Annotated in this window: 8 protein-coding genes and 1 pseudogene; 2 read left to right on the top strand and 7 right to left on the bottom strand. The window is 67.1% G+C overall.

The window, feature by feature from the left end; translation table 11 throughout:
• Positions 1-63: 63 nt before the first annotated feature.
• Positions 64-531 (top strand): DUF6283 family protein, encoded by a 468-nt coding sequence (locus DFJ69_RS29895; protein WP_116025680.1) that lies wholly within the window; start codon positions 64-66, stop codon positions 529-531.
• A 519-nt stretch (positions 532-1,050) separates the two neighbouring features.
• Here the strand turns inward: DFJ69_RS29895 and DFJ69_RS29890 are convergent.
• The 4 genes from DFJ69_RS29890 to DFJ69_RS29875 form a co-directional block, all read right to left on the bottom strand.
• Complete coding sequence (locus DFJ69_RS29890; RefSeq protein ID WP_116025679.1) at positions 1,051-1,659, bottom strand: hypothetical protein; 609 nt, start codon at positions 1,657-1,659, stop codon at positions 1,051-1,053.
• Positions 1,656-1,949: a hypothetical protein gene (locus DFJ69_RS29885; protein WP_116025678.1), complete on the bottom strand. Its 294-nt coding sequence runs from the start codon at positions 1,947-1,949 to the stop codon at positions 1,656-1,658. Before DFJ69_RS29885 ends, DFJ69_RS29890 begins: the two co-directional genes overlap by 4 nt.
• A gap of 366 nt (positions 1,950-2,315) precedes the next feature.
• Positions 2,316-3,260 (bottom strand): hypothetical protein, encoded by a 945-nt coding sequence (locus tag DFJ69_RS29880; RefSeq protein ID WP_116025677.1) that lies wholly within the window; start codon positions 3,258-3,260, stop codon positions 2,316-2,318.
• Between the two features lie 221 nt (positions 3,261-3,481).
• Positions 3,482-4,312: a helix-turn-helix domain-containing protein gene (locus DFJ69_RS29875; RefSeq protein WP_245974633.1), complete on the bottom strand. Its 831-nt coding sequence runs from the start codon at positions 4,310-4,312 to the stop codon at positions 3,482-3,484.
• 1,480 nt (positions 4,313-5,792) lie between these two features.
• Between DFJ69_RS29875 and DFJ69_RS29870 the strand changes: the two are divergent.
• Positions 5,793-6,679, top strand: a pseudogene (locus DFJ69_RS29870) (Scr1 family TA system antitoxin-like transcriptional regulator).
• Here DFJ69_RS29870 and DFJ69_RS29865 read toward each other — a convergent pair.
• The 3 genes from DFJ69_RS29865 to DFJ69_RS29855 are packed head-to-tail and all read right to left on the bottom strand — an operon-like array spanning position 6,664 to position 12,198.
• On the bottom strand, positions 6,664-7,242 hold the full coding sequence (locus DFJ69_RS29865; protein ID WP_147312478.1) for a DUF6879 family protein: 579 nt from the start codon (positions 7,240-7,242) through the stop codon (positions 6,664-6,666). The pseudogene DFJ69_RS29870 and the gene DFJ69_RS29865 sit on opposite strands and share 16 nt — an antisense overlap.
• Before the next feature lie 20 nt (positions 7,243-7,262).
• Positions 7,263-8,504: a damage-control phosphatase ARMT1 family protein gene (locus DFJ69_RS29860; RefSeq protein WP_245974632.1), complete on the bottom strand. Its 1,242-nt coding sequence runs from the start codon at positions 8,502-8,504 to the stop codon at positions 7,263-7,265.
• A 4-nt stretch (positions 8,505-8,508) separates the two neighbouring features.
• On the bottom strand, positions 8,509-12,198 hold the full coding sequence (locus DFJ69_RS29855; RefSeq protein WP_170177845.1) for an NB-ARC domain-containing protein: 3,690 nt from the start codon (positions 12,196-12,198) through the stop codon (positions 8,509-8,511).
• Between the last annotated feature and the right edge of the window lie 173 nt (positions 12,199-12,371).

Genomic DNA, 12,371 nt, shown 5'->3' with positions numbered 1-12,371 from the left:
CGGGCCGGCCTGCGCCGGCCCACCGTCCTCGAGTAAGCGGGAGAATGCGACATAGCCTCCGACATGAGACTCGGGCCGCCCGCCCGACGACCGTGCGCCACTTGTCCCTACCGGCAAGACGTGCCGTCCGGCATCTGGGCGCCGGAGGAATACCAAAAGCTCCGCCGCTACGACGCGCCGACCCCGGAGCAGCCACCTGCCGTATTCAGATGCCACCAGAGGGACCGGGACGCGACAGGCGGCAGGGTCTGCGCCGGGTGGGCCGGTGTCCATGACGGAGCGCACCTGCTGGCGTTGCGGCTGGCCGCAATGAACGGCACGCTGTCGCCCGAGGTCATCGACGCCATCATCGGCTACGTCTCTCCCTGCAGGCTGTTCGCATCCGGTGCGGAGGCCGCCGATCATGGCATGGCGGAGATCGACCGTCCGGGCCTGCGCGCCATCGAAGCGATGTCGAAGCTGTGCCGCATCCGCAGCGATCTCGTCATCACCGACCGATCCCACGTGGGGAAGCCCGGCGATGACCGTTGATTCACACCCCATCGCCCACGTCGTCAGACCGGACGTCGCCGCGTGACCGTACATATCCCGGTGCCGTGCTCCTGTGCCAACCGGGTGCCCGGCCCCAGTGGGCGCAGCCCCCGTCGTCCTGATCTCTCGCCAACTTCGAGACCGAGGACGTGTCTGGCCGATGGGGCGTCAGGTGAGACGTGCACGAATGGACCACGTCGCCCATCGGAGGGCCTCCTTGGTGTCAGGTTCGACAGTACGACCACCCGAACGCCGCAGAGCTCATCACGACTCGCGGAATCCCTACGGATTGACCGACGACGAACGCCGCGACGCGGTCTCATGACGGGCCGAGCGGAACGCCCGTCACCGAGGAGTGGGCCGCCGGGGCTGTTGCGGCTCGACCGGCAGTCGAAAAGGTGACATCGCAGCCCGCCGACCTCCCCCTCCTGCGGCTGGCTCCACCGCGGACAGGCGGGCTGAACCCGTCCGATTTCGCGGTGCGATGTCCAGCACCACCCGAGACCGGACCCACTCGGTTCATGGCAGCTTGATCCATGCGCGGGCAGCGGTCTCCTTGCAGAGAATGTCGGCCTGCCGATAGTGGGCGGGTTTGATGACGTGATAGGCGACGGCGACGTCGTAGAGGTAGTCGGAGACGATCACGGCGAGGTCGTGGGGGCTGTTGGCCAAGTGGTCTTTCAGAGGTGGGGCGTCCAGGAGCCGGAACAGGAGGACGGCGTCATTGCCGCTGACGCCGCGTCGGTCGATGTGGACGTACCCGGCGTGCGCGGCCATCCGCAGGCGCATCTGTGCGGTGTCGGCGGCCAGGGCGTTGTGCCGATCGACGGCGGAGGCGAGGGCTTGCGGGAGGGGGCCGAGGAGGGCTGCGAAGTCGGTGCCGAGGGGGGTGATGACGAAGGCGCTGTCGCCGCGATGCTCATGACGGCAACTGTGCGGGGGCAGGCCGGCGGCCTGGCAGGCGTGCTTGACCACCCGTTCCAGAACGTGCCGGAGATGCGTTTGGACACGCGGCGGGCGGCTGCCGAACCCGGCGATGTCGACGGCGAACATCAGCCGGTGTTGGGGCCCCCGGGCGGGGCTGATCGTCCCGAGCCGCTGCCATGCGATGACGGCGCGTTCGATCATGGTGTGCTCGGCTTGGGCGTGACGGGTCGGTGGAGGTGGTCGTCGGCCCAGAACTCGATCAGATGGTGGGGCTCCAGGTGGTGCAGGTCCGGCCGCTGTCCCAGTCGCCTGCCGGTGACGAGCATCCAGTAGGTGGTGAGTGTGATGGCCAGGACCCGTTCGTCGGCGGACTGCGGCCCGTACTCACCCTCGGTCGGTGGTGACGCCTCGGCGGAGGAGATGTGCCGCCGGGGCGCGGCCGGTGACCGGCGGCGTCCGGTGGTCACGCGGGTGGCCGACAAGGTGGGCATGACGGGACGGCTCTTTCGTTGACAAGGCCCCAGGACGCAACGGCAGCGGGGGCTCTTGCCGGGCAACGCTGTCACCGAGCCGGGCCTGAGGGTGACGGGTTGGGGGCACAAGTACGGTTCAGTCCGGGAAACCGTCCGTGCAGAACGCGGCAGAACGGGGCACGCCGTCGACCTCCCCGCGCGGGCCCTCTTACCGGCCACCCGCGTCGTCTGCGGCTGCGAGCCGGCCGAACCATGGTGTGTGGTGTTCGGTACGGGAAACGGCGCCGCCCCGGTCCGTCACGGACCGGGGCGGCGATGGGATCCAGTGGGCTCAGCAGCTCGGGGTGGGTCGGGGGCGGCCATCGGCCCCCGGCCCGGGAGAGGTCACCGGCCCACTGTCGGCGGATGGGTGACGTGCTCACCCACCGGGGACGATCGCGGTGCGGAGAGGTCGCCACCGAGGCGGCCTGCGCACTCGGAGAAGATCCGGGCCACGTCATGGGACATGGCGTTCTCGGCCCGGTCGGCCAGTTCGCGTGCGTGGGCGGCGACCAGGCCGCGGTTCAATCCCTCGCCGGAGGCCTCCAGAAGCGCCAATGCCTGGTGCTGCCCGGCCGCGGCCGCGGTCATCAACACCGACGGGGCCCCGGCGGCGTGTTCGGGATGGCACGCGAGCAGGACCGCGACCTGGTAGACGGCATGCGGGTCTCCGGCGTCCGCGCGGGCGGTGAGAGCCTGTCCGTACCACCCGAAGGCGGTCACGTGCGCCCGTTGGGCATCTGACAGGGCCGTCGGCCCGCCGCTGCGCGGTGGCACCTCGGCGGTACCCGCTGAGGGGGCGTGGGGGCCGGCGGCGAACATGACCGGCGGCCACAGTGTGGGCTCCGGCACGGCAGGACCATCGCGGTGCCGCTGCCGGCGGGAGGGCAGACCCCTGCGGCGGGCCTCGGACTCGGCCTGTTGCAGGCGCCACTGCCAGTACGGCAAGGTCGCACGTCCGGGGTCGGTGGGCCGGACACCCCTCGCGCAGGCCAGCCCCTGGCAGCACAGGACGAACGAGGCCACCCAGGCGGCGGTGGGCAGATACTTGCGGTGGCCCCGCAACGTTTCACTGATAGCGGACTTGGACAATGTCGGCAGGTTGTTCACCCCGTGCGCATCGGGATGGAGTTCGGCGAGGCGTTCGGAGAACGCGGCCATCTCAGGGAACGGAGGCGAGCCGCAGCGGCGATACAAGTCACCCAACTCGCCGACGAACTGTTCCCGTACGGGATTGTACGGATGATCTCTTCTGGTCATGCCCAGCATGTCCCCCTGGTCCTCGTGCATTCCGTTGTTGATGCAACGAACCGCCCCCGGGGTTCTCCGTGACCGCCATGGACCGTCGACGCGCACCCGCGCATCCCTGCATGGAGCCTTTGTCGCGATTAGGTGGTTTTGCCCTCGTTTTCGGCGGCGGAGAACCCCGCTCCGGCGTTCGAACGCCTGAGCGGGACCAGAATGCCATGCCATACGGTCGTTTACTGCGTCATCTGACGCCTAGCGCCCCGCTAAAGGTCACGGATCATCCGCCGCAGGATCGAAATCGTCTCCTGGGGCGTGGCGGCCTGGGTCGCGAGCTGGTTGAGGATGTGGCGATAGTGGACGACCTCGCAAGGCTCGTCGACGTACTGCGCCGACGTCAACTGTTCCAGGTAGACGACGTCGCCGACGCCGGGCTCTGGCAGACGCAGCAAGGTGATGGGCCCGCCGGTGGCCGCATGCCCGCCCTTGTCGAAGGGGACGATCTGAACACTGATGTTCGGTGCGTCGGCTATGTCGATGAGGTGCTGCATTTGCAGGTACATGGTGGTTCGCCCGCCGAGCGTGCGCCGCAGCGCGGCTTCGTCGAGGATCACCCACAGGTGAGGCGGCCGGTCCCGCCGCAGGACCTGCTGGCGGCGCATCCGCAGCTCCACCAGCATCTCGACCTTCTCGGCGTCACCACCGCCCGGTGGGTGACCGAGGCCGATGACGGCTCGTGCGTAGTCCCGGGTCTGCAGCAGACCCGGGACGAATTGGATCTCATAGCAGCGGATACGCCTGGCGGCCTGCTCGAGGCCCAAGAACGGCTCGACCCATGCCGGGATCACCGGACGGAAGGGTTCCCACCATCCCGGTCTTTTGGCTTGACGTGCCAGGCCCAGCAGAGCCGAACGTTCGGCGATGTCGTCGACCCCATATAGATCACACAGGGCGATCACTTCGCGCATCCTGACGGCGGCTCGGCCGGCCTCCAGCAGACGGATCTTCGAGTCGGTGGCCAAAAGCGCGTAGGCGGCCGCTTCGTGAGGCAGTCCGCGTGATTCGCGGTGCCGCCTCAGCCTGGCCCCCAGCGCCATTCTCGACATGGTGGGGCCGGCAGAGCCAGACGGTGGCCCATCCCAGGACTGGCCGCCCACGCCCCTGTCCATGAACCACTCCCCGGAGAGAACCTCCCTGCGCATTCGACCCTACGCCCCAACGATGCTGTGCGTGCCCTGTGACACGATGACGGTCATACCAAAGACATGGATGAAGCCGCGCCAGAACAATCTCCTACACCCCTTGATCTCCATAACGGATCTTGCAAAACGGCAGTCGAAACCTCGTCGGCCCCACAGTGCACGCCGGCACGCCCGATCACGTGAATGTGCATCACGACGCACACTGCCCCGTCGCCCGGACTCGACCAAGATGTCGAATATCACTTGTGAGTATCAGCTCAAGAAGGCCAGAAGCCGATGGACAGCGCAGCTCCCGGACACGCCGCCCTTATGCGCCCCTGGTGACCGTCCACGCTCGCGCCGAGCCCATCTCCCGCCCCTTGAGGCAGGCGAGGCGGCGCGGGCGGGCTCCCTCAAACGCCACAACCACCGCCGCCGCCCGCCCGGCTCCAGAAGCCGAACGCACACAAATGGTCATTCGTTTCCACCAGAACCGTCCCGGTAAGCTGACCTGAACGTGAGGTATGGGCCTCTTCCCGACCATGCCTAATCGTGGACTCCCTGAGGGCGCCACACCGACAGGGTAAGCGTCGGCACCGGAGAGGACGAACAACGCACGGCACCCGATCGCCTGCTCACGGCCAAAGCCGCACTCGACCTATCCGGCACCGTCCCCCACTCATGGCATATGCACCCCCCACCTCCTGAAGATCTCACCGAATTCACGGCCAGGATCTGAAAGATGCAGACCCTCGAAGCCACCTCGCACACAGACTTTCCGACGCTCCAGCAAGACGTCCACACCGGCGGCAGCGGGGGCACCGATGGCGTTCGACGACTCCGTTAGCACCACTCGCCGGATCAGTTCCCTTACCGCCCACCAGCCCATCATGCGCCAGATCCCCCTAGGGCAGACCGACAACTGCTCACCTGTTACCGAAGGGTGAACCAGTCGAGTCAACCCGCGAAGCACTGCCCGACACCAACGAGGGCATGCACGCGCAAGCCGCAGGTGAGCCACTCGAAAAGCGGCGCACACCCGTCCTGGACACCGCGTCGGCCAACCTGCGGCACCGCGCCAGGCCCCTGACCCGTCGACCGACGATGAGATCGAGACCGGTTCCATGGCCGAAGGATCACCGATGACGAGTCCGTGGCACCGAAGCCCGGGCGAACGCGGGACCACCCTACGAGGGCGTTGCAGGTACGGCTTGCGGGGACGGGGCACCCACGTTCGATGAGTTGATCGAGAGCGCCCCTACAGCGCCCTGATCGCTGAGCCCTGGAGTCACGAGTTTCGGCCGACAGCACGGGTTACGGGCGACAGCGCCTCGGTAGCGGGGTGCGAATCCGAGCGAACCTCCGAGCCCAGGGGCGCTGGGCATGATGTCGCATCATGCCGTCCTCACCTTCATCGTCGGCTCAGGCAGCGCGAGAGCCCCTGGGTGCCGAGTTGCGTGCGCTGCGCGAGGGCCGTGGCATGTCGGGTCGGGAGTTCGCGCGTCGTGCGGGGTGGAGTGCTGCGTCGTCGGTGTCGATGATCGAGAAGGGGCGGCGGAGGATCACGGCGCGGCATGTGGAGCTGTGGTGTTCGATCTGCGGGGCGCCGGGGTTGCTGCGCCGGCGGTTGCTGGCGGAGCAGGCCGCGGTCGCGGAGTGGGTCCCGTACGCGCAGCTCAATCGGGGTGGTTTGGAGGCGGCGCAGAAGTCGGTCCGCCGTCTGTATGACGAGCTCACGCTGGCACGGTCGTATCAGCCGAAGGTGATACCGGGGATGGGGCAGACGGAGGCGTACACCCGTGCCGGGTTGAGCGGGGTGCTCGTCGAGCAGCAGGTGGACGCCGTGGAGCCGGAGGAGGAGGTGGAGGCTGCGGTCGCGGAGCGGATGGAGCGGCAGCGGCTGTTGTCGCGTCCGGATGCCCGTTGGTGCTTCCTGCTGGAGGAGCCGGTGTTGTGGTACCGGCCTTATTCGCGGGAGCTGCACCGTGAGCAGCTCGGTCATCTGCTGGAGCTGCGGCGGCGCCCGAACGTGTTCCTCGGGATCATCCCGGCCGGCGTCGACCGGCGGGGTGTGCATCCGGAGTAAGCGTTCGACATCACGACGGGCATCTGGTGACGGTCGAGCTGGTGTCGGGCTACCTGTCGATCACGCGGCCGGAGGAGGTCGCCTTGTACGTGGCGACGTGGGAGCGGTTGTGGTCGCTGGCCGCGACCGGGACGGCCGCGGCCGGTCTGATCCGTTCGGCGATGGCCCGGCTGCAGGCCGATCAGGCGGGTTCGTAGTCGGCGTGCGGGATGCCGCGTTCCCACAGCATCTCGAACATGCCGCCGACCGGGACGATCTTGCGGGGGTCGGCGACGTACTCCATCCGGCCGGTGTCGACACCGTTTCCTGCGGTGAAGTTGTAGGCGACCAGGCGCTGGTCCCACATGAAGAAGTCGGCGACCGGGTGCGGCAGGTCGAACGCCAGATGACGAGGCAGCCACCGCAGCTCGTCACCGGCCTTGACGTTGCCGTGGCTGATGGCGTGTTCCCAGCGGATGTAGTCGCTGAGCGGCTCGGACACGATCCGCAGCCGCCGAAACCGCACGCCTCGTTCGACGGCGGAGCCGATCAGGGTGATCCAGTCGTAGGTGGCCTCGCCGTCCTTGAGCCACTTGAGGTAGGCGGGGTCGGTGGGGTCGTAGGTGTCGCGGGCCTCCAGGTGGACGACGGACCGGGCGGTGGCGGCCAGGAGCTCCTCGAAGGACGGCTCGCCGGGGCCTTGGCGGCCGGGCTCGAACTCGCCGGGGAGAGCCCCCAGCAGGACGGATTGAAGGATGGCGGGTTTCAATGATTTCAGCATCGGGCTTTCTCCTGCGCTGTTCACTCGACGCCAGAACCGAGCGAACATGAATCCTTCGGTTGATGGACCTTAGGATATTGGCTTCCCGCAGCCTGCTGGATGAGTCCGTGTATGCCATCAGTCCGCCATTCCTGACTGGACGCATCGAGCTTGGTTTCCGTCTCCTTGTCGATGCCTACAACGACGTCGGATTTGAGAGTGCGTAGGGCTGCCACCTGGGAAGGGAAATAATCGGTCACGTCCGCGAAGCGGGTGGTTGCGGGCCATGTGCGGTCTCCAACGAGGCGGCGGTAGTTCAGATCGCCCTTGAGGAGGGCGAGCGAGGCGGTCTTGATTCGTGCCGCGAGATCGTTGGGCATCTGGTGGAAGGACCAGGGAGCGCAGTAGAAGTCATGTGTGTCGATCGTGAGTCGGCCTTTTGCGGCTGCGTTCTTGAGGCGTGAAGCGATCGTGGTAGCGGCACCGGAGGTTTGGCTGAGGCGGCGCAGGCAGGTGGCGTAGTCGGCGGTGGTCGCGTCGGATACGTAGTAGGGGTGTGGCTTGAGGTGGAGGCTCACGGATGCGGCCAGGTGGTGTTCGAGGAGGTGATCGATGAGGACCAGATCAGCGAGTAGTTCTCTACCCGCGTTGTCTGCGACGATGGCCACGTGGGCGTTCGGGCCGAGATGACGCCACAATTGTGCGCTGTGGTCGCTGATGAGTCCTTCGGTTTCCGGGTGCAAGGATCCTGATTGTTTGCCGATCCGGAAGCCGAGGTCGGCGCGATTACCCCAGAGGGACGCCAGGAGTTTGGCCTGACCTTGCCCGGCCGGCGGGAGGAGGTCCAGTTCGTTGAGTGCTTGGAGGTCGGTTTCGAGGGTCGGGTCGGACAGCTCGGCGGCTTTCATGGGCTCGAAGGGGTCGAGTCCACGCCAAGGGCCTGGCGTGAAGTAGTCGACGGCATCGAGAACACGGCGGTAGAAGTACGACTCCGACCACAGGAATGGGGTGTCGAGCCAGGGCTTACCGAAAAATTCCACGCCCCAGGCCGCCCAAAGGTCGTGGTCGTGGGCGCCTGATTTCAAGGGCTGCATCCGCCCGGTGGAGATCTCGTCCCACAACGCGTCCATGGTTTCTCGCTGTGCGGGACCGTAAGGGTGCGCGTCCTTGATCTGGGCGATGAGTTTGGGGGTTCGGTCGTGCCATACGCCCCATGCGAAGCCGTCGGGATCGTTGTTCAGTAGTTCTGGCGGAAGGCCGTCCGGTTGCTCGTGTGCGGGCACCGGGTCACTCCTCGTGGGTCGTTGCCGGAATCTTGAGCGCCACGGTACCCGTCGCGCTTGCCACCAGAGCGGTGCCGGTGTCCCGGCCGAACGCCGCGCATTGCAGGGAGGCATCGACGCGCATCTCGGCGAGTTGTTTGTGCCCGGTCAGTGACCAGGTGCGGATGGTCCCGTCGGCTGCGGCGGAGACGAGCATGTCAGGGGTGGACGTGAAGTCGATCATGAGTACGCGTCCGGTGTGGCCGTGGAGGCTCGCGGTGACATGGCCGGTGGCCAGGTCGTGGACGTAGATGTCTCCAGGTCCGCAGCCGAGGGCTGCGTGGGTTCCTTGTGGGTCGAGTGAGACTGTGCGGACCCAGTTGCCGGGGTGTGCGAGTTCGGTCACGAGTTCGCCTGCCGGCAGCCGCCAGAGCCGGGCTGTTCCCTCTCCGCCCCCCGTGAGAAGTAGCCGGCCGGAGTGGTCGAAGGCCATTGAGCGGATGCGTCCGCGGTGCGCCTGTTGCTCCCAGATGAGTCGGCCGGAGGGAAGATCCCAGACCCGGACGATCCCGCCGCTGCTGGAGGCTGCGACGTGGGTTCCGGCCTGGTTGATGGCAACTGACCAGGTGCGTTTCTCTTCTTCGTTCAGGAGCAGGGTCCAGTCGTCGTGAGTGGACCAGAGGCGGACGGCGCCGTCGCCGCAGGCGGCCACAGCGACGGCGCTGGTGGCGGCCATTGACCAGACACGACCCGAGCCGATGTGTAGGTCGCTCGTGGGCCGCCCTGTCTCGAGGCTGCGGAACGCGATGGCTCCGTCGGCGCGGCCCATGAGTGCCAGGGGGCCGGAGAAGCCCGTGGACCAGGTGGTGTTCGAGCCGTGGCACAGGAGAGTGAGGCGTCGTCCGTCGAAGATTCGGATGCTGCCGTCCTCGCATCCGGCGATGACCGCGCCTTCAGTCCCGAGGGCGATGGAACGGATCCAGTCGACTGAGCGGGGGGCCGCCTGTTCGCTGATGAGCGTCGGTGGGTTGTAGGCACGCACGGTCGCGTCCTCACCGGCTGCGATCACGACATCGGGTCCGGCGGCGGCTACTGCGCGGACGCGGGAAGGGACGTCGATCGTGTGCGAGAGGCTCAGGCTCCGATCCGAGATCGTCCAGACACGTACGGTGTGGTCGCCGGCACCGGTGACGAGGGCCTGGCCGTGAAAGTCGACTGTTCGGATCCAGTCTCGGTGTCCGGGTTCTTCGCGGACCAGCTCTCCCGTCGCAGGGTCGTACAGGCGGACGAACTCGTCTTCGCCGGTTGCAGCGATGAGCGCGTCATCGGAGGCGACGGCGACCGACCAGATGGGGCAGCCGGGGGTTCTCATCGCACGAAGAAGACTCGCCGTCTCCATGCTCCACAAGAGCACGAGTCCGTCTTCGGCACCGGAGACGAGTCGTCCGTCGGAGGTGAAGGCGAGTGCGCGGACGCGGCGGGTGTGCCCGAGGAGGACGCCTTCGGGTTCGCCGGTGGACAGGTTCCAAAGCCGGATCGTCCGGTCATCGCCTGCCGATGCGATCACCCGCTTGTCCGGTGAGATCGCGACCGCGTAGACCCATCCGGTATGGCCTCGCATGACGCGTTCGAGTGCGTGGTCGGACAGACGCCACAGACGCACCGTCCCGTCTTCACCGCCGGAGACGAGCAGGTCATCGGTGGTGTCCAGCGAGGTGACCGCTCCGATGTGTCCGGCAGCCTCGATCTGGTCATTGAGGGTCCAGCGGACGTCGATTCCGTGCCTGCCCGTCAGGGCCCGGAGTTCTTCGATCACCGTCGGCGGGGCGTCCGTTCGGACTGCCGCGGCCAGGAGCGTCGCGGCGATGTCTGGCTCCGTGGTCAGACCGTGTAGCAGGAATGCGTTGCCGATCAACGCGGCAGCTGCGCGCCACGGCGGTGTCTGGGGCCTGCGCACGCGCTCCATCACCGCGAGATCGGCGAGGAGGGATTCGTGGCCGAGTTCGGTCGTCTTCGCGATGATGTAGGCGGGTGAGGACAGCAGGTCGGCCAGTTCATCGGTGAGTTCGGCCTCGTGCAGGTGGTGAGTGAGGTGGCGGCGCATGTAGCCGTGTCTGGAGCCGGCTTCGGCCGAATCGCCGTCTTCGCCGGCGCGGAAGGAGTCCACGAGCGAGCGATGCAGGCCGGCCCAGTCGCCTCCGATGAGATGTCGTAGGTAGGCGCGGAAGACGTCATGCAGAAGGATCGCGTCTCTGTCTGCGAGGTAGGCATCGATCAGTGAGCGGTCGGCGAGGACCCTGCAGAACTGGCGGACGGCGCTCGGCGTCCACCCGTGTGCGCCTCCCCACCACGTGGAGAGGACCTCCAGCGGGATGGGAGTGGCCGCTGGAAAGATCGCGAGGGACAGGTAGCGCTCCCGCAGGCCCGGTCCGCCTGTGATCCGGACGTGCTCCTCCAGGCTGCTCAGGCTCGCGGTGATCGCGTGCCCGATGGCGTTCCTGCGCTGGTCGGAGTCCCAGACGTCGAAGGCTTGAGGACCGATGGAGTCCAGCGTGGTGCCCGCTTCATCGACAGCGCGCTCAGGCGATGCTCCGGCGGCGACATCCTGTCCGATGGCGGACCCGACGACGGATGCCAGCAGGGGCCAGCCGCGGCACAGCTGCGCGAGCCGCTCGGCCTCCTGAGAGTGCAGACCGGGCATGCTCTTACCCAGCAGGTCCCTGACCTCGGACTCCGACATCGGGCCGACCCGAAATTGGATGGACGACGACGGGCAGGTGCGTGCGTTGCGTGTGGTGACCAGCCGCACCGTGTTCGGCCCGCCGAGTAGGAACGGGGCAAGGTCGGCCGCGGACCACACGTTGTCGATGACGAGCAGTACGCGCCGGTCGGCCAGTACTTGCGCGAAGTGGAAGCCGGCCTGGTCTGCGTCGGTGAGGGTGGGACGGTTCCCATCCAGACGGACGCACAGGTCGGACACAAGTTGAACGACTCGGCCCGGGGTGCACTGCTCGCCCGTCTCGACCCACAGCACCTCGGTGAACAGCCTGGCGACCCTCGGGTCGTGGCATGCCTGGGTGGCCAGCGTCGTCTTTCCGAATCCACCCGGACCGGAGACGGCCACGGCTTTGCTGTCGGCATTCGGATCGGCTGCGTCGGTCACCAGCGCGATCAGTGTCTCGAGGTCTTCAGCGCGATCGACCATGCCTGGCTCCAAGGAGGGTGCGAACACCGTCCAGGATGCCAGGCTTCCTTCGTCCGTTCGAGGGCGGTTCCGCGGGGCAACGTCACGAGGCAGGGCCAGCCGATCGGACGAAACGTCATGGTAGGCGTTCCGGTCCTTTGAAGGCATCCGTTCAAGATCGGCAAGATCGACGAGATGATCCCAGGTCGTGCCGAAGATCTGCGCCAGGATCTTCAGGGTGTCGACAGTGGGACGGGTTCCCTTGGCCGGCCACTGCTCGAACTCCCAGATCCGCCCCTGGCGCATCGGCGCGTTCGGGTCGCCGGTGATCACGTTGTACCGAGCCGCCACCTCACTCAGGGCCAGCTCGCAGGCCAGACGCCATGCTTGGCGCGGGCGGCAACCGCAGGCCTGGATCAGGTCGAGGGCGACTCGTTCAACGATCTGGCGTTCGCCGAACCCGAGGCCCCGCAGCGTGGAACGCAACGCATTTCGGTAGGGCTTACTCCCGGGTTTCGGCTGCGAGCTCACGTCGGCTCCTCGCTGAATCTGCCCCTCATACGCGCGGTCGCCCGCAAGGGCTGGCATCCGAATCGCCCATGGATACTACCCGTTCATCAGAATGAGTACTTTTCTCCGTGATTTCAGCGTTTTACCAGTTCAGAGCGCTGATGCCTCCGGAAGAACCATTCGGGACCGTGGGG

This window comes from Thermomonospora umbrina (genome assembly GCF_003386555.1).
Taxonomy (GTDB): Bacteria; Actinomycetota; Actinomycetes; order Streptosporangiales; family Streptosporangiaceae; genus Thermomonospora; species Thermomonospora umbrina.
This window is presented reverse-complemented; position numbering and strand designations above follow the sequence as displayed.

What these genes read in the sequence shown, in the direction of transcription:
- DFJ69_RS29865 (WP_147312478.1), bottom strand. Translation starts at nt 7,242, where the DNA reads ATGCTGAAATCATTGAAACCCGCCATCCTTCAATCCGTCCTGCTGGGG.
- DFJ69_RS29880 (WP_116025677.1), bottom strand. Translation starts at nt 3,260, where the DNA reads ATGCACGAGGACCAGGGGGACATGCTGGGCATGACCAGAAGAGATCAT.
- DFJ69_RS29895 (WP_116025680.1), top strand. Translation starts at nt 64, where the DNA reads ATGAGACTCGGGCCGCCCGCCCGACGACCGTGCGCCACTTGTCCCTAC.
- DFJ69_RS29885 (WP_116025678.1), bottom strand. Translation starts at nt 1,949, where the DNA reads ATGCCCACCTTGTCGGCCACCCGCGTGACCACCGGACGCCGCCGGTCA.
- DFJ69_RS29875 (WP_245974633.1), bottom strand. Translation starts at nt 4,312, where the DNA reads ATGGCGCTGGGGGCCAGGCTGAGGCGGCACCGCGAATCACGCGGACTG.
- DFJ69_RS29890 (WP_116025679.1), bottom strand. Translation starts at nt 1,659, where the DNA reads ATGATCGAACGCGCCGTCATCGCATGGCAGCGGCTCGGGACGATCAGC.